Genomic DNA, 22,458 nt, shown 5'->3' on the forward strand with positions numbered 1-22,458 from the left:
TCTATCAAGATATACGATTATTTCGCCTCATACCAACTCTTTCCAACGTTTATATCCACTTTAAGCGGGACACTAAGTTTCACAGCATTTTCCATCTGTTCACGCACCAATTCTTGCATTTCATCCAATTCTTCAGAAGGTACTTCAAAAATGAGTTCGTCATGTACTTGAAGTAACATTTTACTTTCAAGTCGACGTTCTTCCATCACTTGGTACAAGTTAACCATCGCATTTTTGATAATATCTGCTGCACTACCTTGGATAGGAGTATTCATAGCGGTTCGCTCAGCAAAACTTCTTGCATTAAATTGTGATGCGTTGATGTCTGGAAGATAGCGTCTCCTATTTAAAAGAGTCGTCACAAATCCAGCTTTTCTCGCATCAGAAACCACTTCATCCATAAAATTACGGACATTTGGATAGGTTTCAAAGTAACGTTCAATAAATTCTTTCGCTTCTTTTTGTGGGATATTGATATTTTGTGATAAACCAAATGCACTAATCCCATATACAATCCCGAAATTGACCGCTTTTGCTTTGCTTCTCATCGACGAAGATACGGCTGGTGCATCTACACCAAATACGTCCATTGCTGTTTGGGTGTGAATATCACGATCTTCTTGAAACGCTCTTTGCAAAATAGGATCTTCTGATAAATGAGCCAAGATCCTCAGTTCTACTTGGGAATAATCAACTGCCAAAATAGACCAATCTTCTTTAGATGGTACGAACACTTGTCTAATTTGGCGACCTTCCGCTAACCGAATAGGAATATTTTGGAGATTCGGCTCCGTACTACTCAATCTCCCTGTTGCAGCAATTGTTTGGTTGAAACGTGTATGAATCTTCCCATCCGAAGAGATTTCTTTTTTCAATCCTTCTATATAAGTGGAGTATAGCTTCCCTACTTGTCGATAATGCAGGATATTTTCGACAATCTCGTGTTGAGGAGCCAGTTTTTCCAAAACATCCGCCCCAGTGGAATACCCTGTCTTCGTTTTTTTGATCACAGGAAGACCAAGTTTTTCAAATAGTATCTCTGATAACTGTTTTGGGGAATTGATATTAAAAGGAGTACCTGCTTGCTCAATGATCACTTTTTCCAAACGATCGATCTTTTCTTTAAACGTTACGCCTAATTTATCTAATTGATCTTTGTCTACTTTTACACCTACTTCTTCCATGTTAGCAAGAACAGATGCGAGTGGCATTTCTAATTCACACAATAGTTTGGTCAGATCATTTGCTTCTAGTTGTTCTTGATATGTATGGTATAAAGCAAAAAGTTTTGCAGCTTTTTTGGTCACATGACTAGCTAATGCCTCTCCATGAAGAGGGCGTTTTTTGGCTCCTTTTCCATATGCTTCATCATCAGAAGGCAAATAGCCAACACTCTGTTGTAAAGCTAAATCACTCAGTTCCAATTTCGTTTCAGAAGGATTGAGCACATAGGCTGCAAGTAAAATATCAAATGAAAACCCGTGTATTGGCATATTTTCTTTTTCGAGCAAAATTTTACTACGCTTTAGGTCATATACCACTTTTTGCTGCTCTTTATCTTGTAACCAGTTCTTAAAAGCGTCCCATTTTTTCGCTATCTCAAAAGGAATAAACACATTTTCTTCTGGACTTGATAAACCAATTCCTGTAATAGAAGCACGATGGGGATTGTCCACATCTGTCTCCAAGTGAAGAGCAAGTGGAGATTGTTTTAATATGTGCACCCATTTATCACCGTTCTCGTCATCAACATAATGGAAGTCATGTTCAACAAGTATGGATTCCGTTTCCACTGCATCATCCGAAGCAAAAAGGGGAGATTTATCTAATCGATCAATCAACGTACGAAATTCCAACTGCGCAAAAAGAGAAGTAACAGATTCTTTTTGGAACGTTTGTAACTCTAATGCCTCAAAATCAAAAGGAAGCGGAACTTCTGTATGAATGGTTGCTAATTTTTTACTTAAAACGGCATCCTCTGCAAATTCACGTAACTTTTCTTGCAGTTTCTTACCAGAATAATCTTCGGGATGCGCAATAATTTCTTCTACAGTCGGATATTTTGCCAATAATTTCAGTGCTGTTTTTTCCCCTACTCCCGCAATTCCTGGAATATTATCAGAAGGATCACCCATCAGCCCTTTGAGATCAACAATTTGGGATGGGGCTAATCCATATCGCTTATGCAAAGCTGCTTCATCATATCTATCGATTTCCGTTACACCTTTTCGTGTATGAAGTACCGTTACATGATCACCTATCAGTTGGAATAAATCCTTATCCCCGCTAACAATTACCGTTTTTACTTTATTTTTTTCTGCCTGAACAGCTAATGTGCCAATAATATCATCTGCTTCAAAGCCGGCTTGTTCATAGGTTTGAATAGAAAAAGCATCTAAAATATCGTGAACGAGAGGCACTTGTTCTGATAATTCACCAGGTGTTTTATCACGTTTCCCTTTATAAGCTTCATAATCTTTGTGCCGAAATGTCATTTTGCCCGCATCAAATGCTACCAAGACATGAGTTGGTTTTTCTTCTTCTAACATTTTCACAAGCATCATCGCAAAACCATAAGCTGCATTTGTATGTATACCTGTAGAATTTGAAAGCAATGGAAGAGCAAAAAATGCCCGATATAAAATGCTATTTCCGTCTATCAACATTAATTTTTGCACTAGATTCACAACCTCACCGTTCAGAATAAACTCCAAATCATTGTATCATTATCCGTACAAACGTTTCCAGTAAAATTCCAGTATCTAACTTTGATGTTACTATAATTAATTCATGTTATCTGAATACTTCGCAAGTGCTTTTATGATAGACTAGATACAAAAATAGAAAAGGAATTTATTCATGAACAATTCTTTCGCAAGAAATCTTCTGATTTCCATCACACTATGGATAATATTCGTTGTCCTAGCAACTGATGGTTTGGAAAGACTTCTGTTGATTTCCATCTTTCTTGCGATCCCACTTCTCTTGTTTCTCGTTCCTACCAGAAAGCGTGATGGAAGTGATTCTCGTTATCATGCTTTTTTGATGGGCTATCATCCTTATGTTGCATTTACAATAGCATTGGCTTTTGTTTTCCCATCTGGAAGTCTCCTATCTGGAATATTATCTATTCCATGGGCCATCTATCTGCTCGCATTAGCAGGTTATGGGATCAGAAGATTGCTCGAACGCGGTTGGTGTGTACTAGAAGAAAACGCAATTGATATTGGAATGATCTATTCCTCTATTGGTGGGATTGTATTGAGTGTATATTGTTTTGGCGGGAGTATACTCGGTTACCAAGAAGAGAAAATATTATTGCTCACTGCATCCCATTTTCACTTTGCCGCTATTTTTTCACCTTTGTTTATCGGACTCGTTGGTAGATTGATTTGTGTAGGTCAAAAATTTGGCAATCTATACCGTTGGACTGCGATTGGTTTGATGGCTAGTCCATTGCTTGTAGCAATTGGCATTTATACCTATTCTATCATCGAAACGATAGCTGTTTTCCTATATGCGATTTGCTTGTTTATATACAGTTATTTTGTGTTGGTACATATCAGTAAGCAAGCAGAACGTTTCCTTATACGGCTTTGTCTACAAGTTTCATCTATCGTGATCATCTTGACTATTCTCCTATCTGTTACTTATAGCATTTCTACACTCTTTGGACAAAACTGGCTGACCATTGAACAAATGACAATATATCATGGTGCAGTCAATGCTATTTGCTTTGTAATACTCGGATTAATAGGATGGGTATATCTCAAACCAATTGAAAATGCGGTCTTATATGGCCTTCCTCATACCAATATCAATGGGGATAAAATAATAGGAAAAGATTTCTTGGATAAAAAAGAACTTGTAGATCCAAAACAACATCATGCAGGTCTTGTAGATAATTTGGAAAAGTTTGCTCGGAACGATTTTTTCCCAGCTCAAATACACCCAAAAATTCGTGCTTTTTATGAAAATACGATGCTTTACGACCTAGCAGCTCAAGTCACTTGGCATCGCGGCTTTCGTTTTTTAGCGAAAATATATAAAACTTGGTCGAAAAAAACACAACAAATTAATCTTCCGACAAATAGAGCAGAAGTTGTTCAAGTAGAAAGTAAGATTATTGGCGTTTGTAATGAAGAACAATATTGGAATAAAAATCTACGTGCATGGATTCGCACCTATAATCAAACAAATGAGACCATGTTTGTGGCGGTCTATTCGGATCATCACCATGAAAATGAACAATATTTGCACATTACTTTGCCAATTCCAAAATGCAACTTGACCGGTATCCTGCGATTGGAACATGGCGCAGATATGGCACTACAGATCACTACTTTACCTAGAAGAGGGAAAAAAGGAGACGAAGGAATCTACCTCATGCTAAAGAATTTCTCCATTCGACTACCTTTAAACGAACATTTTTTGATTTGGGTGGATGAGTACGGCAGATTACAAGCAACACATCGCATGTGGCTTTTTGGTATGAAAATGCTCAGTGTGGAATATGAGATTTCTGGTAAGGTTCGCTAACTAAAAAAAGAAAGATCTCATGAGATCTTTCTTTTTTTTTGGCTTTTGGGTATCTTGCCACAACAATCAAAATGCATTATAATACAAAAATATGCATATTTATGCATGAAGTCCACTAGAAAAGGAAAAGATGTGGCACAACGGTCTATCGAAGACATTCGAAAAAGCCTACAGCACTTGATGCAGCCCTCTGTGACAAAAGCACGAGGTGTTGCAAGCATCGCAAGTGCACTGCTTCAGACTCTGAACGTCATTGGGTCCGATCGCCAACGCATCAAAAAGCTTGAACAGCGAGTAACTTTGCTCGAAAACCAACTTGCTCAGCATAATCCAGATACGGATAATGCTGACAGCTAGTGAAAAGCGGTATGCTAAGCATACCGCCCACAACTATTTTTCTCTTATTTCTGCTCTAATACACTGGATGCCCTAGTCATACAAAAATCAACTTCATTTTGCCCCTGCATTTTGCAGTATTTTTACTATCTCCATATACCCTTTATCTCTCGCATGTTGCAAAGGCGTGACACCTTCTTGATCAGCAAGATTCACATCAGCACCATGATCAATAAGCAATTGAACGGTTTGTTGTTGCTGTTTGTTGCCATCATTTAGAATGATCGCTTCTAACAACGCAGTCCATCCTAGGTTGTTGATATGATTGACATTGATCTTCGTTCTCGTCAGCAGTTCTCTCACTACATCTACATACCCATGCTCGGAAGCTGGTATTAAGGCTGTTCCACCGTATCGATTAGTAATAGTCGGATCAGCTTCTGCATCAATCGCCATCTTCAAAATATCCAAGTACCCTTCTGCTCCTGCATATAAAAAAGGATTGTTTTTCTTATTGTCTTGTATATTCACATCAGCGCCCAAGTCGATTAAAATTTTTGCAGTTGAAGCATCTTGATTATAGGTAGCTAGCATGAGAGGCGTTTGTCCTTTTGAATCTCTTGTATTGATAGAAACTCCCTCTGTTACCAACTCTTTTATGGAAATGCCATCTTTATGCTCCACTGCTTGAAATAATTTATATTCCATCGTATTCACTTCCTTGTTTGCTTTCTTTTCTCCCCATGAACATCCACTCACAACAAATACGCAACAGATGAAGAGTGTAACCCATTTATACATAATAAACACACTTCCCTCTCCTCTGCTTTTTCTGGTTCCATATCATACTTGATTATTTCCAACGATACTGGTAAATAATTAAATCTCTATTAATACCCTCTTAAAAAAAGATAAATTTATCTAAAATATATGTTCTTCTACTAAAAAATCTATAACCAATTACGAAATAGAGGGATAAAGCTTATACAGGAATAAAAATTACATATATATTTTTGAAAAAATTGCCATCCGATTTACTTTGGTATCTTTTCGCGTTAGGATAAAATCATCATCGAACCAAGAAAAGGAACTGGTATGACTCCGGAACAAATTCGATCCGTCAAGGCAATCCTCTCTCTGATGCGGAGTGCGGAGCTTCTTCTGAAGTACAACGCACCAGCACGGGATCTCGGGAGGTTCATCGATGATGAAATCAAACCACCCTTCGAGAAGGAATGGGACTCTCTTCGTACTCTCGAAGATGAAGAACTGAAAAATGCTCTTCGCGCTACAAGCGATCGATTCGCCAAAGCTCAGTATCATCTTAACGGAATAGAGGCCGAAGAAGGTCTCGATCTGTACAAGCGCGCTCTACAAGCACTTCATGCAGCTACGCAGCGTGCAAAGAAACTGAACATCTCCGTCGAGTCCCAGTGACTCTTTTCTTGGGCCACGTCCTACACATTAGCATCAGATGTGTAGGACGGCCAGCGAATAATGGTATAGCCTATAAATCATGAAAAAAGAGCCCCATTATGATAGGGACTCTTTTTTTCTATTCGTTTGCCATACTTTTATAGACTCATCAAAAAGCCAGTATAGAAATCCATATAGGATAGACAGTACCCAACCCTGAGCTGCAACAAAAACGGCAATCCCAACACCTACATGGAGTATAAAAGTAACAATAAACCGATATCCATTCGAAAATCGCTTTGTAGCATAATCTGATAGAAGAGAAAATGGCAGTACAACAATTCCAGCTATTGATAGGAGAAATCCAGAAACAAGTGCGAAAAACGATGTATAAAATACACCACCAAAGTAAAATGAAAACAAAAGAAATATAACAACAGACTGGAAGACCCAAGCGAGAATTTTTCGCTTCATCATATACATTCCCCTTTCTATTTCCATCCTAACACATCCCGATTATTAACAATGCTATTTACAAAGCTATGTAATGATTTTTTTACATAAATAGACAAATTTAAGCATTATTATTATGAAAATAGTCCTAATTCCATAAATTAAAAACACAAAAATACCTTTGCCATTTTTGATCGATTGAAATAAAATGACCATAGTCATTTATGACCCAAGTCATTATAGTAGAGCAGAGGTTAGTCCATGTATCGAGAAAATCGAAAAAAACAAACAAAAGCAGATATTGTGCAACATGCCATTTCTTTATTCAAACAAAAAGGCTATGAAAAGGTGACAGTAGAAGAAATTACAAACGCTTGCGGTATTGCTAAAGGCACTTTTTTTAACTACTTTCCAAAAAAAGAATACATTTTATTGCATCTCACTGATTCGTATATGGAGTTGTTAGATCACATTTTGCATAAATACGATGGGGCATCACTCAAAGATCAGATACTTTTTATATATCGAGATTTAATAACTTTATACGCTAAGTACGCAGATTTATTACGATTAACATTAGAAGAAACAATACGTTTCTCCATCCGATCCCATACCGAGCAAACCAATATCATGAGATTTCAAAAATCATTAGGAGCCATCATCGAGAGTGCAAAAAATAATGGCTCCTTTCAAAGCCAATGGAAAACAGATCAAATTTCATCTATTTTAACGGGATTACTCATCAACGTACTCATTCACTACTCCTCTCCTTTAGACAAAGCACAAATGTTGGAAGAACTAAAGAATCAACTAAACATCGTTTGGGAGGGCATCATACATGAATCAATGGAAGAAAATCGTAAAAAGTAAGATTTTCCTCTTTTTTGCTCTATTGCTTGTTTTTGTCTACCTTAATAATACTTCTGTATTTACGCAAAAACGTGATAATGACCCTCTACTTTTAGCTCATCGAGGGCTTGCCCAAATGTTTATGATGGCAGGAATCCAAAATGACACATGTACAGCAGAGCGCATCTACAAACCGGACCATCCATACTTAGAAAACACAATCACATCGATCAACGTCGCGTTTCAAAAAGGAGCAGATGTAGTGGAATTTGATGTGCACGAGACCAAGGATAAGCAGTTTGCTGTTTTTCATGACTGGACGTTGGACTGTCGAACAAATGTAAAAGGTGAATCCAAAGATTACACCATGACAGAACTAAAGAAAGTAGATATTGGGTATGGATATACATATGATCAAGGAAAAACCTATCCTTTTCGTGGAAAAGGGATCGGTTTGATGCCCTCTCTAACAGAAGTTTTGAATCGCTTTTCGGATAAACCATTTTTGATCCATATAAAAAGCAATGATCCAAAGGAAGGAAAACTGCTTGCAGCTTATCTAGCAAAGCTCCCCAAGAATCAACAACAAAAATTAACCGTTTATGGTGGTGACGAACCAATCGCTACCCTTAAACAGACACTCCCAAATATGCGTGTCATGTCAAAAGCAACGATGAAAAGTTGCTTACTCCCTTATCTCTCAATCGGATGGACAGGTTATGTTCCTCCAGCATGCGAAAATACACAATTGCATATCCCAGAAAAAATCGCCCCTTGGCTATGGGGTTGGCCTAATAAGCTTTTAAATCGAATGGATCAAGCAAATACTCGGGTAATCGTAGTCGGAGGAGATGGATCTGATTTTTCAAGCGGGTTTGATACTCCAACGGACATCAAACGTCTACCAAAGGATTATTCTGGGTGGATATGGACAAATCGTATTGATAAAATAGCTCCTCTCTACCAAAAACGGACGAACCCACACTAATTTAAAAAACAAAAAAAGAGTTGCGTGATCTATTTCACTACGCAACTCTTTTTTTGTAATTAAAAACGAAATATATTATTTTAAATAAATAAAAAATTAACCAAATCGTAACATTTCTTTACGGGATGTTTACGAAACATTAATTCTTAGACAATACCAAAGTTTTATATTGAGGTTAGTAATCATCATCCACTTTCCACATAGGAGGAAACTTCCATATGAAGTTTAAAAAAAGTCTTCTAGGTATTAGCATTTTTGCATTATTAACTGGAGCACTTGTTGGTTGTTCTGGAGGAAAAAGTGAGACCCCTGAAGATAAACTAACAGGTACAGTTAAGATCGATGGCTCCAGTACAGTTTTCCCAATCTCTCAGGCAGTAGCAGAAGAGTTTATGATAGCAAATCCAGGAGTGAAAGTAACAGTTGCTGAATCTGGTACCGGTGGCGGTTTTAAGAAGTGGGCGCTTGGTGAAACAGATATTAATAACGCATCCCGTGTAATTAAAGAGGAAGAAAAAGCAAAAGCCGCTGAGAAAAAAATCGAACCAGTAGAAATTCCAGTTGCTTACGACGGAATCTCTGTTGTTGTAAATAAAAGCAATACCTTTGTAAATGACCTTACAGTTGATGAATTGAAAAAGATATGGGCACCTGATAGTAAAATAAAAACTTGGAAAGATATCCGTTCTCAGTGGCCAGCTGAGCCGATTAAACTATATGGACCAGGTACAGCTTCTGGTACTTATGATTACTTCTGTGAAGAGATTCTTGGTAAAAATGACAAAGGGGAGGTTATTAACAGCCGCACAGACTATACTCCAAGTGAAGATGACAATGTATTGGTTAAAGGAATCGAAGGAGATAAAAACAGCTTAGGATACTTTGGATTTGCTTACTATATGGAAAACAAAGACAAACTCAAAATCGTGAAGATAGATAGTGGTAAAGGCCCAATCGAACCAACTGAACAAACCATTAATGATGGTTCCTATGCTCCACTCTCTCGTACCATTTACATTTATCCAAGCAAATCTGCACTTTCTCGTCCTGAAGTAAAAGCGTTTATAAAGTTCTATATCGAAAATGCAAAAGTTCTTGCTAAAGAAGTTGGATATGTCCCTCTAAAAGATGACATGTACACCAAATCCTTAGAATTCGTTAAATAACTTAAACATTGTTTCGTGAAGAAAGGGGTGATCCCCTTTCCTGAAATAGGAAAGGGTGTGCCACTTTTTTCAGTAGATAAGAAAGAATAAATTTTATCTTACCTACAAAGCGAGACTAGAAGCAAAGCGCCGTAGCGAGACTTGTGCCTTAGGTGCATAAGTGCAACTAAGCCTCTGTCAGCGCCTTATAGGCTTGCCAATCGGAAAGTTTTCTTTCCTTGTTTATGAAAGGAGGAGGAAAATTGGAACAACCTAGAAATATGCTTCAGAAAAAACAATCATGGAGAAATACAGTAGAGGCATTTATTCCAAAATTTCTTTTGATCTGTGCACTTCTTTCTGTTTTTACAACAGTTGGAATTATTTTGACTCTCTTGTTTGAAACAGCTGGTTTTTTTGAGAAAGTTCCTTTCCTTGATTATATAACTGGAACCACATGGACAGCTTTGTTTAGTGGAGATCAACAAAAATTCGGGGTTTTACCTCTCATATCCGGAACATTACTTGTCACAGTTGGAGCTGCTGTTGTTGCTGTACCAATTGGACTCGGAAGTGCTATTTATTTGAGTGAGTATGCACCTGAAAGAGTAAGACAAATTATTAAACCGATATTAGAAATATTGGCCGGAATTCCAACTATTGTATATGGATTCTTTGCTATTACTCTTGTCACTCCTTTCCTGCGTTCCTTCATACCGCAGCTTAACTTTTTTAACGCGCTAAGCGCTAGCATTGTAGTCGGGATTATGATTATTCCTATGATCGCTTCGCTTAGTGAAGATGCAATGCGATCTGTACCAAAAAACATTCGTGAAGCAGCATACGGCTTAGGCGCTACGAAACTCGAAGTAGTCTTAAAAATTGTAGTTCCCGCCGCTTTATCAGGAATCGTATCATCTTTTGTTCTTGCTCTATCTCGGGCAATTGGGGAAACAATGATTGTAACCATTGCTGCTGGTAGTAATCCTACCTTTACATTTGATCCAACAAGTACCATTCAGACAATGACAGGTTTTATGGTTCAAGCTGCAATGGGAGATATCACTTATGAAAGCCTTTCCTATAAAGCCATTTATGCGGTAGGCATGACGCTGTTTTTGTTCACCTTTGTAATGAACATGCTGGCCCAGTATATCTCACGAAGATTCAAGGAGGAATATTGATGTCTGCTGAAAAAACGTTGTCTAAAGAACATACAAACCAACAGACATCGTCGTCTTTACGTAATCATTCCCATTCTTCATCACAAGTACAGAGAAGAAGAGGATGGAACTATTTGTTTCATGCACTATTTCTACTAGCTACTTTGGTAGGGATCATCGTTTTAGCTTTTTTATTGTTTGATATTGTCAAACGTGGATGGAGCTGGTTGACTCCTGATTTTTTTGAAAACTTCGCTTCCCGCCTACCATCTCGCTCAGGATTTAAAGCTGCCATTTGGGGATCGCTCTGGATGATTGGTGTTACTGCACCACTTACTTTTATTCTTGGGGTATCAACAGCTATCTATTTAGAAGAATATAGCAAAAAAAATTGGTTAAGTCGGTTTATCCAATTAAATATTAGTAATTTAGCTGGCGTTCCCTCTATCGTATACGGAATACTAGGTCTTACATTATTTGTACGCATATTAGGATTAGGCTCGAGTGTATTAGCAGGATCTTTAACCATGACTTTATTAGTTTTACCCATTGTTATTGTTGCCTCAAGAGAATCTATTGCTAGTGTTCCAAGCATTCTTAAACAAGCATCTTATGCCATGGGGGCATCGCGTTGGCAGACCATCCGTCATGTGGTCTTACCTTACGCTCTTCCAGGTGTTTTAACTGGTACCATTTTAGCATTGTCTCGAGCGATTGGAGAAACAGCACCATTGATTATGGTAGGGGCAGTAACATTCGTAGCCTTTACTCCTGAAAATCTATTTAGTCCATTTACCGTTATGCCAATTCAGATTTACCAGTGGATCGGTTTACCTCGTATAGAATTTCAACAATTGGCTGCGGCCGGAATTATCGTATTATTGATAGTGCTTTTAACAATGAATGCGATCGCAATACTCTTACGAAATAAATTTCAACGCTAATTAGCAGAAACTTTTTTGATAATCAAACCATAAAAGAAAGGAAGATTATTTTGAGCCAGCAAGCTATATCTGTCGATAACTTAAATCTATATTATGGACAGAACCATGCTCTAAAGAATATTTCTATGGATATCGATAAAAATAGTGTAACTGCGCTAATTGGTCCTTCAGGATGTGGAAAGTCCACTTTTTTACGCACTTTAAATCGTATGAATGACATGATTCCAGGAGTAAAAATTGAAGGACAAATCAACATTCACAATCAAAATATTTACTCAGATCAGGTGCATGTAGAGATGCTTCGCAAAAACGTAGGAATGGTATTCCAAGCACCTAACCCATTCCCGAAAAGCATCTACGATAATGTAGCATATGGTCCACGTATCCATGGTTTACGTGACAAGAAAAAATTAGACGAATTGATAGAAAAAAGTTTACGTGGTGCAGCTATATGGGATGAAGTGAAGGATCGTTTAAAAGATAAGGCAACAGGACTATCTGGCGGTCAGCAACAACGTCTATGCATTGCACGTGCATTGGCAGTTGAGCCTGAAGTCCTTTTAATGGATGAACCCACATCGGCTTTAGATCCCATATCTACTGCTAAAATTGAAGAGCTAATCCAAGAGTTAAAAACAAGTTATACCATTGTCATTGTGACTCATAACATGCAACAAGCAGCACGAATCTCTGATAAAACCGCCTTTTTCTTAAGTGGTGATTTAATCGAATATAACAAAACAGAGCAATTATTCTCAACGCCTAAGCACAAACAAACCGAAGACTATATTACAGGTCGTTTCGGTTAGGGGGAAACTGTGTATGCGTCCATTTGACCAATTGCTAAATGATGTAAAAAAGCTACTTTTAGAGATGGGAGAGAGGGTCGAAGTAGCAATCAATCAAGCTGTCACGTCACTTGCTACTCAAAATGCCCCTCTAGCTGAAATTGTAATCAAAGACGATCAGAAGATAGATGAAATGGAAGTTCAAATCGATGATATGGTAACCAAACTCATTGCAACTCAACAACCAGTAGCGAACGATTTACGCAACTTAATTGCTGCAATAAAAATAGCTTCTGATCTGGAAAGAATGGCTGATCTTGCTGTAAATATTGCGAAAGTAACAGTGGAATTAAAAAAGAATAATCAAGAGCTATTTAAAGAACTAGAAAATATCCAACAAATGGCTGAAATCACACAACAGATGGTGCATGACGGAATTAACAGCTATATCAATAGAAATACCGAATTGGCTAAATCCCTTGCCAAAATGGATGACCAAGTAGATAAAATATATGAAACCATCATCCGTAAAATGGGAAATTATCTACCTCAAGCCAACTCAAATGCCGAAGTAGCATTAAAACTCTGTTTTGTAGCTCGATATTTAGAACGAATCGCTGACCACACCACTAATATCGCAGAGAGTATTGTGTATATAGCCACAGGAAAACAAACCGATTTAAACTAGGATCTATAAATTGTTTCTTCTTTCCCTTTTTCGTTCATTAGATATCTGGAATTTGATAAAGATTATATCCTATACAAACGACGGACGACCAACAATTATGTTGGTCGTCCAAACATCAGTCGTTGAAATTATCGTGCCAGATTAACCCTCAAAAAACATGGTCTGTTATCGAAGGCTCCTGATCTTACTCAGAGGTTTCCCTTTAAGCGAAAGGATTCGAAGCTCCCAATCCCTCAGGATCGCCTTTTTGCTGCTACGCATTCGCTGAATAGCACGCCTTTTCTTTTCTCCCCTAGGAGTTCGACGATATTCCCACTGTCCAAACATCTTCTCTCGTGAAAACTTCATCGCTCGTGAAACCTTTCTCTGTCACGTAATCCAACCAGATTTGGAGGTCACTGGCACACTGTTCTGTAACTCCTTACAACTGACATCGCCTCCTTACATTATACCTTTATCCCTTTTGCATAACCATGTGAATTTTTAAACAGTTTTAATACTTGTTATATGATAGGAACACATGAATTACAAAGGACATCATTTGTTTGTGAAGATCGCATTGCCAAATTTTCTTAAAGCAAGACTTACATACTCAAATGCTCATGAACGATTCGCCAGCTACCATCTATTCGTCTCAGCACATTGGTTCCGTGACCTTCGTAAACTTGCCTCTTACCACTATACTTGAACCTGTATGTACAGGCAGATACCCAGTAATTACTGGCAATCCATTGTACATTTGAGATGATATATGCTTCGTTTTGGATTTTTGACCATATATCTTCACAAGCCTTCTTAATATCAGACTTTCCACTATACTCGTCATTTGCAAACCAGAACGTTGCATAGTCAGCGATAAGTGGTTCTATCTTGCTAAAATCTCTGCTGTTCACAGCTATTTCATATGCTTCTAAAAAAGTATCCAGTTCGTGTCGAAGTTCTATTGTGTCATCTATCGTTATCGCTTCACCTTTTTTGATCTTCCGTAGAGCATAGTTGCCTCGCCTATCTAAATCTGGAAATGTACTTGGGTTGTCATCATGATTGACATACCTCGCAGGTTCCGAGAAAAGGTAAATCTTGCCCCAGAAAGAGTGTGTCCATTCCCGTTCGCTATGCGATAAAGCATCGAACTCAGACTGACTTAACTCTTTAAGATTATAGGGTACGACAAGCTCACCCTTTTCGAAGTCTTTTGCAGCATACACACCTTTGCCAGCGAGTTTGCCTTTACCAATAATGACATTATCCATACATTCACTCCTTGCCTAAATCCGCAGTTGGGTTTACGGTGACTATCATTCTTTAAATCTTGCGTTTTTGAGTGTTCCATAGACTTCCAAGTAGAATGGGAATATCCAAATCTAACACTGTTTCTTTTAAGAAGTTACAAAAAACAAATCTAAAAATGTTCATCATATATTTATTTGGTAGGTTTGCCTCGAAAAGGACTTAAAAACAACTTTGGGATTTTTGTTTCAAAACGCAGCAAGTGACCAGTTATAGGATGCATAAACGACAAAACCTGAGCATGGAGTCCAAGTCGACCAATCGGCTTCGAACGTGAACCATATTTCTTATCTCCTACAATGGAATGCCCTATATCTTGCATATGTACACGAATTTGATTTTTTCGTCCCGTGTCGAGATTCACCTTCAATAAAGAAAAATTTGAATTGAATTTAATTACTTTGTAATGGGTGACTGCGAGTTTTCCATCATTTGAACGAGCACTTGAATATGTTTTAAAGGTCTTTGTCTCTTTCAACCAAGATTTAATAGTACCTTCTTTTTTCTTTACTGATCCCTCAACGAGGGCAATATAAAGACGTTCCTTCACCATATCTTTCCATGAATTTTGCATAATTTGTTGTACCTCTTGGCTTTTGGCAAACATCATCACCCCGGATGTGTCTCGATCCAAACGATGCACGACAAAAATCCGGTTTTTCGGATTCTCTCTACGGACATGATCCATAAGCTGTCGATAGGCGGTTATTTCGTTCTCCTCAGAAGAAGAAACGGATAACAATCCGGATTCCTTCTCAATTACGATGATATCCTCATCTTCATGTAAAATAATAATTCCTGTCATGTTTGATGTATTTGTAACTTTTACCTTACGAATGGATACCGTCTGTCCAGCTTGCAGCGGAAAATTGTATTTCGTCACAGCTTGATCGTTTACCAATACTTGCCCATGACTCAATAGAGATTTGACGGAGTTTCGGCCAAGATTTGATAAAGTATCCAATAAAAAAACCAGTAACTCCGTTGGTTCTTTCACTGTGTATTGTTTGGTTGGTGATTGTGTTTGATTTGTATTGCTCTTTCTTTTCCTTTTATGCATGTTATTACCCTCTTTCTGTATAAACTGTTTCAGATGATGAATAAGTAAAAATCTTGTGCTGAGATGCCGCTCCTATATTTTAAACATCCCTATCGATAATTAACAATTTATAAGGCATTTTTATCTATTCCTAAACAATTTGAATCTTATTGAAAAGCCATCTCTCTATTGATAAACTAAAAATATCAACATTTAGAATAAATTGTATTATGTTGATTGAAGGAATCTTAAAAAGGGAGGACTTCCCATGAAAAAGAAAATCGATAGAATCATTCTGATTCCAACCGAATGGAGCACTACAGAAGATAATTTGAGCCTTATCATGATTGAGCTACAAACTTAGAAAGTGAAAAAAGAGGGATTAACCCCATAGCCATCAAGTTAATAACAAAATAATCCCCCAAAACGGAAAAAACACGCTATTCTTTCTTTAGGAATGAAAAGAAAGGATGGCGTGTTTTCTGTGAATGTATCCACCAAAGAAGAACTTCATTTGTTTTCACAGGTATTACAAAAATATCTTTCCCCTACAGAAGTGGAGCAGTTGGCAAGAACTACTGAATTTGTAAGACGAAGAAGTAAATGTCGGGGACAAGATCTGGTGACCTTATGTGTTTGGTTGAGTCACAACCTAGCAAGTACTTCTCTAACTCAGTTATGCAGTGAGTTGGAGGCCGCGACAGGAATTAGCATGAGTGCAGAAGGATTAAATCAGCGTTTGAACGAACAGGCCGTGTCTTTTCTTCGACGACTATTTGCACAATTACTGAAAGCAGAGCTAAGTTCGTCTTGTGTCCTCCCAACCAAATATCAAGATGTTTTTACTCGGATTCGCATCCTCGATTCGACCTCCTTTCAGTTACCAGATTCCTTGGCCGATCATTATCCAGGTTCAGGAGGAAGTAGTCATGCGGCTGGGGCAAAAATCCAATTGGAATACGACTTATATAGCGGACAATTTTTGAATGTGGATATGGGAGCCGGGAAAGGAAATGACAGGCTCTTTAACCCCGCTTGTTTCCCCACTCTTCAACCAAGGGACTTGTGCATACGAGATTTGGGTTACTTTTCGCTGGATAACCTAAAGCAGATTGATCAACAGAGAGCCTTCTATCTATCTCGTTTACCACTCAAAAACCGGATCTATCAAAAGAATCCAGTACCCGAATTCCATGGAAATGGAGCAATCAAGAAAAAAACAGAGTATCTCTTACTAGATCTGGAAGAAAAAATGAATCAAATGAAACCAGAAGAAACTACGGAGATTCGAGATGCTTTTATTGGGTATAAAAAACTACCTGCTCGTGTTATTTTGTACCGACTCACAGATGTACAAGTGAAAAAGAGAAGAAAAAATCAGGACTTCAAAGAACAGAAGAAAGGAAAAGAGCTTTCAGATAAAAGAAAACGGTTAACTGGGATCAATGTCTATATCACCAATATCGCTTGGGATATTGTCCCAAAAGAGCATATTCATCCTCTCTATTCCCTGCGTTGGCAGATTGAGATTGTATTCAAAACATGGAAATCTTTTTTTCAGATCGATCGATGTAAGAATGTGAAACGGGAAAGGTTGGAATGTCACCTGTATGGGCAGCTTATTGCCATCCTCATTTGTTCCTCTACTTTGTTTCAGATGAGAGTGATTTTGCTACGCAAAAGCCGTATGGAGGTAAGCGAATATAAGGCTTTTTATATCATTCAAACCTATCTCCCTTTGTTCCATCAGGCTATACAGAAAAACACCCAAGCATATGCAAAGATCCTTCTTCGCCTTTTTCACCAGCTAAAGAAAAATGGGCGAAAATCTCATCGATACAAGAAAAAGACGATCTTTGACATATTGGGTGTTGTTTATGAGTATAGCCTATCCACTGCGAAAGTAGCATAGTTTTTAAAAACAAGCCTTACCTAGGCTTATTTGGTGTGCTCTTTTGCTAATAAAATAATAGCCTGCTCCACTCTGTGTATTACACAAAGTGAAGCAGAGCCAGCTCTTCTAACCGCAAGTAGAGGATCACGAGATGCTCAGTTGTACTCGTGAAGCATAACCCTCTGGTTGGTTCCCGCGATAACGAGGTATCCCTCTGCATCCAACGAGAGCCAGACGCCGAAGGTGAAGCACTCCTTTTTGAGGCTATAACCGAACCCCGTGTCGGAGGGGGACCCCACCAGGAAGCCAGAAACTGTTCCCGCACGAAGTCGGTCTTGGTCGGAGTTCGTCAGCGACTTCGGGTTTGCCATGAACCGATTGCCCTGCACGTCGACCGTCACGATGTGATAGTCAGTCACGTACTCCTTGACTGCATAACCAGTCGGGGCATCGCCTCCTCTGAACCACACGCATGTGGTTGTTGATTGCAGCGTGACGGAGCCATAACCTTCGTAGACAACGAAGCGGTCCGGCGAGGTGGGTTCGAGATCCATCATGGTTCCCTTTCTTGGGATAGAGGTTCTGACCTTTCTTATCTTTTACTATACCTTTTGTTTGATAATTTTAAAAGTGTTCTTATGCTCACTTTAAAAGGAGTAGTGAGACGGTAGCTGAGCTGCTATTGTCCAATGGTGTATGGCTTATTTTTATAATTCCATACTACCTGTTTGAGTATTACTTTACATTTGATTTCTCTTAGCTTGATGGCTATGGGGATTAACCCTCTTTTTATACTTACATACACATGAAAAAATGAAAAGATCTCCTTCGTTTTGAGAAGGAGGGATCTTTTCCATACCGTGTGAAAAGTTGTCCAACATTTTTTCGAATCGTAATCTTATTAATCATTTCAAAAATAATTCAAATTACAACTTCCTCTTCCAAAAAATAAAAATAAAACCCTCTTTCCATCGATTTGGAAGAGGATTATGTCTACTTTCTATGATTGTACTATATTTCACTTACATCCAGAGGAAAGCGAACTGTAAAAATGCTCCCTTTTCCTACCGCACTTTCAACTTCAATTTCTCCATGCTGCAATTCTACTAAGTGTTTGACAATCGCAAGCCCAAGTCCTGTGCCTCCAGAATTACGAGATCGGGCTTTATCCACACGATAAAAGCGTTCAAAGATTCTTGGCTGATCACTCTCGGGAATACCAATACCCGTATCCATCACCTGTAGTAACCAATGTTGTTTATTTTGCTTTACTTTAACGGTAACTTTACCACCTACCGGGGTATAGTTCATGGCATTTGCGAGTAAATTCACGAGTATTTGCCGAACACAATCCGTATCCATTTTTACCATCAAGGGAGCAACATCTGTCAACAAACGTAAGTTTTTTGCTTGCATCTGTTCTACCAATGTCTCTACTACATCATGAACTACCATTTGTACAGATACAATTTCCATTTTGATCGGTATTTGTTTGGATTCGATTTTAGACAAGTCTAGTAAATCAGACACAAGCCTCTGCAAACGAAGACCTTCTTTATAAATAATTTGCAAAAACTCTTTGCATGTATCTGGATCTTTCCTTGCTCCATCTAACAAGGTCTCTGTAAAACCTACGATAGAGGTGAGTGGTGTTTTTAACTCATGGGATACATTGGCTACAAAATCTCGGCGCAAGTCTTCTAGGTGACGGAAAGCTGTTAAATCACGAAAGATCGCAACAAGACCTGCCTGTTGGTTATTTTCTTGTATTGGGGTAAGACTTGCTTCTACCATCCGTTCTTGTGGATAAAACAGTGGCATTTCCAATCGTTTAGGGGTGTTGGTCTCCATACATTTAAGCAGAAAAGGACTAAGATTATAATTGGATAGATAGGCATCATAATGCGTTCCAATCATTTGATCTACTGGTAAATCAAACATACTGCCAAAAGATCGATTTACCAATTTGATTATTCCATTCTGATCAACCATGATCATACCTGTATCCAATGCTTCGATCACACTATTCATTTGATTTGTACTTTCTTGCAGTGCAATCAATTTTTGATTTAAAGCTTCCAAATACTCCCCCCCTGACAGTCACGGTCTACTACTTATTTTCATCCTTCCCTTCTAACTTATAGCCCACTCCTCGAACCGTCTTTATATACAATGGTTTTTTTGAGTCCTGTTCGATTTTATCTCGAAGATGGCTGACATGGACATCTACAATACGGGAGTCCCCTACAAAATCATAATTCCAAACCGCATTGAGTAATTGATCTCTGGACAACACTTTTCCTCGATGATTAGCTAAGTACATCAGTAATTCAAACTCTTTAGGAGTTAATTCAATCAGTTCTCCATTTCTAGTAACTTCATAACCATCTATATCAATGGAGATATCACCGATTTGAATATTTTTTTCTGCTGGTTTCCCTTCATCTTCTACTCGCCTGGCTGCTTCCATCCGACGAAAGATCGCTTTAACACGAGCGGTTAATTCTCGAATACTAAAAGGTTTAGTCATATAGTCATCTGCGCCTAACTCTAAACCGAGCACTTTATTAAATTCATCCGATTTTGCAGTTAACATCAGAATAGGAATATGTTCTTTTTCAGTACGAATACGACGACAAACTTCCAATCCGTCAATCCGGGGAAGCATCAGATCTAGAACGATAAGATCCGGCATTTCGTTTTTTATTTTTTGCAGCGCGATTTCTCCATCAAGAGCACTATCGACACTAAATCCTTCTTTGGTCAAGTTAAATTCAATCAATTTTACAATCGAAGGCTCATCTTCTACTACTAAGATTTTTTTTGCCATCAGTTTCAACTCCTACACGAGTGCTCTACCCTTAATCTTAAGAGAAATCATGCAAAAAGGAAAGGTTATCGCACCCCTAAGAAATAGAACTTTTTGGGGTTTACGATCATAACCTTCCCTTCCTAACAAACAAATATATTATCTCTTTTGGCGATTGTGTTTCGCACGTTCGTTTTTGTTCAAAAACCTTTTACGCAAACGGAATGTTTTGGGAGTTACTTCTAATAACTCATCTTCTTTGAGATACTCAATCGCATCATCAATCGTCATTTGACGGGCAGCATCCAATTTTAGTGTTTCTTCTTTTGTAGCGCTACGAATAGACGTAAGGTGTTTCTTTTTGCATACATTCACTTCTAGGTCTGTGTCTCGAATATGCTGACCAACAATCATACCTTCGTATACATCAGTACCTGGTGTGATAAACATTTGTCCACGCTCTTGTGAAGCATGAAGAGCATACGTAGTAGCAGTTCCTGTTTCCCAAGCGATCAGTGAACCAAAGTCATTGGTTTGGATCTCTCCTGCATAAGGCTCATACCCAGCAAGTAAGGTGTGCATTTGTGCTTCGCCTCGGGTTGCTGTTAGGAGTTGTTGGCGAAATCCAAGAAGACCACGAGATGGAGCGAGATATTTGAACTGGATATTTCCACTATCCATTACAACCATATCTTGCAATTGACCTTTGCGAATACCTAGTAATTCCACGACTGCTCCTTGGTATTCACTGCTCACTTCGATATCGACGACCTCCATCGGCTCCATTTTACGGCCATCGATCTCTTTCAAGATAACTTCGGGCTTACTCACTTGAAATTCATAACCTTCTCGACGCATGTTTTCGATCAGAATACCCAAGTGTAGTTCACCACGACCGGAAACGATAAATTGGTCCGAGGAATCAGCATCTTCCACACGAAGAGCAACATCAGCCTCTGCTTCACGATAGAGACGTTCACGCAGTTTACGAGAAGTAACAAAGGTTCCATCTTGACCTGCAAATGGACTTGTGTTTATTCCAATCGTCATGCGAAGAGTAGGCTCTTCCACTGTGATAGGCGGCAAAGCTTCTGGATGTTCTGGGTCAGCAAATGTATCTCCAATACCTACATTCTCCACACCAGTCAAAGCAATGATATCCCCTGCTGTAGCTTCTTCCACTTCCACACGGGCTAAACCACGGTGAATATAAACTTGTCCTACTTTCACTGGACGAGAAGTACCATCAGCAGCCAATAAAGTGAGTTGTTGATTTTTACGAATCGATCCACGCTCTAATCGACCAATCACGATTTGACCTTTGTATTCATCAAAACCTAGTAAGGTAGCTTGCATTTGGGCAGGTCCATTTACATCTACTTTTGGAGCTGGCAACTGCTGAATAATTTCTTCAAACAGCGGCTCTAATGTATCAGTCAGATCTTCATAATCCATACCCGAAATTCCACTCAATGCACTCGCGTATACAACTGGAAATTCACATTGTTCATCTGTTGCACCGAGATCAACAAATAAATCAAATGTCTCATTTATAACTTCTTCTGGACGGCGATTATCCCGATCAATTTTGTTTACTACTACAATTGCTTTATGTCCACGTTCAATAGCTTGACGCAACACAAATTTGGTTTGAGGCATTGGTCCTTCAACGGAATCCACAAGGAGCAAAACACCATCTACCATGTTCATTACGCGTTCTACTTCCCCACCAAAGTCAGCGTGACCAGGGGTGTCCACGATATTGATTTTGATTCCTTTATATTCAATCGCCGTATTTTTCGCTAAGATCGTAATTCCTCTTTCTCTTTCGAGTTCATTGGAATCCATCACACGATCTTCCACTTGCTGGTTTTGGCGGAAAATATGACTTTGTTTTAACATCGCATCAACCAAAGTCGTTTTCCCATGGTCAACGTGGGCAATGATGGCGATATTTCTGATTTGCTCTACATTCATTTACGATAATTCCTTCCTCATCTTGATAAAGAAAACTTGCCCACAACCATTAAGGCGAAGACAATGGCTTAGGTGCATTTATATAGATAGATAAGTTAACATTTCTCCGTCTTATCTAACTCACAAAGGAGATCGTACCA

General features: G+C 38.6%; 20 protein-coding genes. 11 read left to right on the top strand and 9 right to left on the bottom strand.

The annotated features are described in order from the left end of the window. Positions 1 to 17 precede the first annotated feature (17 nt). The gene (gene polA / locus A3GQ_RS0113625; RefSeq protein ID WP_028777518.1) at positions 18 to 2,678 is read right to left on the bottom strand and encodes a DNA polymerase I; all 2,661 of its coding nucleotides are present in this window, start codon (positions 2,676 to 2,678) and stop codon (positions 18 to 20) included. 181 nt (positions 2,679 to 2,859) lie between these two features. Here polA and A3GQ_RS0113630 point away from each other — a divergent pair, with 181 nt between their 5' ends. Then, entirely contained in the window at positions 2,860 to 4,539 is a 1,680-nt protein-coding gene (locus A3GQ_RS0113630; RefSeq protein ID WP_028777519.1) for a YndJ family protein, read from the top strand. A 132-nt stretch (positions 4,540 to 4,671) separates the two neighbouring features. Beyond that, on the top strand, positions 4,672 to 4,896 hold the full coding sequence (locus A3GQ_RS0113635) for a hypothetical protein (protein WP_028777520.1): 225 nt from the start codon (positions 4,672 to 4,674) through the stop codon (positions 4,894 to 4,896). 93 nt (positions 4,897 to 4,989) lie between these two features. On the opposite strand, the gene A3GQ_RS0113640 is transcribed toward A3GQ_RS0113635, so the two are convergent. Further along, entirely contained in the window at positions 4,990 to 5,676 is a 687-nt protein-coding gene (locus A3GQ_RS0113640; RefSeq protein WP_028777521.1) for an ankyrin repeat domain-containing protein, read from the bottom strand. A gap of 294 nt (positions 5,677 to 5,970) precedes the next feature. Here A3GQ_RS0113640 and A3GQ_RS0113645 point away from each other — a divergent pair, with 294 nt between their 5' ends. Continuing rightward, positions 5,971 to 6,312: a hypothetical protein gene (locus A3GQ_RS0113645; protein ID WP_028777522.1), complete on the top strand. Its 342-nt coding sequence runs from the start codon at positions 5,971 to 5,973 to the stop codon at positions 6,310 to 6,312. 96 nt (positions 6,313 to 6,408) lie between these two features. Here the strand turns inward: A3GQ_RS0113645 and A3GQ_RS0113650 are convergent, their stop codons facing one another. Continuing rightward, the gene (locus A3GQ_RS0113650; RefSeq protein WP_037464957.1) at positions 6,409 to 6,768 is read right to left on the bottom strand and encodes a hypothetical protein; all 360 of its coding nucleotides are present in this window, start codon (positions 6,766 to 6,768) and stop codon (positions 6,409 to 6,411) included. A 237-nt stretch (positions 6,769 to 7,005) separates the two neighbouring features. On the opposite strand from A3GQ_RS0113650, the gene A3GQ_RS0113655 reads away from it, so the two are divergent. The 7 genes from A3GQ_RS0113655 (at position 7,006) to phoU (ending at position 13,309) form a co-directional block, all read left to right on the top strand. Next, a complete protein-coding gene (locus A3GQ_RS0113655) occupies positions 7,006 to 7,614 on the top strand; it encodes a TetR/AcrR family transcriptional regulator (protein ID WP_028777524.1) in 609 nt (202 codons plus the stop codon). After that, positions 7,583 to 8,581 carry a glycerophosphodiester phosphodiesterase family protein gene (locus A3GQ_RS0113660; protein ID WP_028777525.1) on the top strand — a complete coding sequence of 333 codons (999 nt, stop codon included), beginning with the start codon at positions 7,583 to 7,585 and terminating at the stop codon, positions 8,579 to 8,581. The genes A3GQ_RS0113655 and A3GQ_RS0113660 overlap by 32 nt, the downstream gene beginning before the upstream one ends. Positions 8,582 to 8,799: 218 nt before the next feature. Next, a complete protein-coding gene (locus A3GQ_RS0113665) occupies positions 8,800 to 9,747 on the top strand; it encodes a PstS family phosphate ABC transporter substrate-binding protein (RefSeq protein ID WP_028777526.1) in 948 nt (315 codons plus the stop codon). Positions 9,748 to 10,007: 260 nt separating this feature from the next. Beyond that, positions 10,008 to 10,910, top strand: coding sequence for a phosphate ABC transporter permease subunit PstC (gene pstC, locus A3GQ_RS0113670; protein WP_245596790.1), 903 nt, complete (start codon positions 10,008 to 10,010; stop codon positions 10,908 to 10,910). After that, positions 10,910 to 11,833 carry a phosphate ABC transporter permease PstA gene (gene pstA / locus A3GQ_RS24450; protein ID WP_083964237.1) on the top strand — a complete coding sequence of 308 codons (924 nt, stop codon included), beginning with the start codon at positions 10,910 to 10,912 and terminating at the stop codon, positions 11,831 to 11,833. Before pstC ends, pstA begins: the two co-directional genes overlap by 1 nt. Before the next feature lie 29 nt (positions 11,834 to 11,862). Further along, positions 11,863 to 12,642: a phosphate ABC transporter ATP-binding protein PstB gene (gene pstB, locus A3GQ_RS0113680; protein ID WP_083964238.1), complete on the top strand. Its 780-nt coding sequence runs from the start codon at positions 11,863 to 11,865 to the stop codon at positions 12,640 to 12,642. A gap of 13 nt (positions 12,643 to 12,655) precedes the next feature. After that, positions 12,656 to 13,309, top strand: coding sequence for a phosphate signaling complex protein PhoU (phoU, locus tag A3GQ_RS0113685; protein WP_028777529.1), 654 nt, complete (start codon positions 12,656 to 12,658; stop codon positions 13,307 to 13,309). A gap of 584 nt (positions 13,310 to 13,893) precedes the next feature. Here phoU and A3GQ_RS25755 read toward each other — a convergent pair. Beyond that, positions 13,894 to 14,562, bottom strand: coding sequence for a nuclear transport factor 2 family protein (locus A3GQ_RS25755; RefSeq protein ID WP_051271804.1), 669 nt, complete (start codon positions 14,560 to 14,562; stop codon positions 13,894 to 13,896). Between the two features lie 170 nt (positions 14,563 to 14,732). Beyond that, positions 14,733 to 15,659, bottom strand: coding sequence for an RluA family pseudouridine synthase (locus tag A3GQ_RS0113695; protein ID WP_028777531.1), 927 nt, complete (start codon positions 15,657 to 15,659; stop codon positions 14,733 to 14,735). Positions 15,660 to 16,122: 463 nt separating this feature from the next. Here A3GQ_RS0113695 and A3GQ_RS0113705 point away from each other — a divergent pair, with 463 nt between their 5' ends. Beyond that, on the top strand, positions 16,123 to 17,550 hold the full coding sequence (locus A3GQ_RS0113705; RefSeq protein WP_028777532.1) for an IS4 family transposase: 1,428 nt from the start codon (positions 16,123 to 16,125) through the stop codon (positions 17,548 to 17,550). A 137-nt stretch (positions 17,551 to 17,687) separates the two neighbouring features. On the opposite strand, the gene A3GQ_RS0113710 is transcribed toward A3GQ_RS0113705, so the two are convergent. From A3GQ_RS0113710 to typA, 4 genes are all read right to left on the bottom strand, one after another. Then, complete coding sequence (locus A3GQ_RS0113710; RefSeq protein WP_156877720.1) at positions 17,688 to 18,089, bottom strand: hypothetical protein; 402 nt, start codon at positions 18,087 to 18,089, stop codon at positions 17,688 to 17,690. 454 nt (positions 18,090 to 18,543) lie between these two features. Then, complete coding sequence (gene pnpS / locus A3GQ_RS24455; protein WP_051271807.1) at positions 18,544 to 19,614, bottom strand: two-component system histidine kinase PnpS; 1,071 nt, start codon at positions 19,612 to 19,614, stop codon at positions 18,544 to 18,546. 28 nt (positions 19,615 to 19,642) lie between these two features. Further along, entirely contained in the window at positions 19,643 to 20,362 is a 720-nt protein-coding gene (locus tag A3GQ_RS0113720) for a response regulator transcription factor (protein ID WP_028777534.1), read from the bottom strand. A gap of 138 nt (positions 20,363 to 20,500) precedes the next feature. Next, positions 20,501 to 22,318, bottom strand: coding sequence for a translational GTPase TypA (gene typA, locus A3GQ_RS0113725; protein ID WP_028777535.1), 1,818 nt, complete (start codon positions 22,316 to 22,318; stop codon positions 20,501 to 20,503). Positions 22,319 to 22,458 lie beyond the last annotated feature (140 nt).

The sequence above is a fragment of the Shimazuella kribbensis DSM 45090 genome, from assembly GCF_000428065.1.
GTDB lineage: Bacteria > Bacillota > Bacilli > Thermoactinomycetales > Thermoactinomycetaceae > Shimazuella > Shimazuella kribbensis.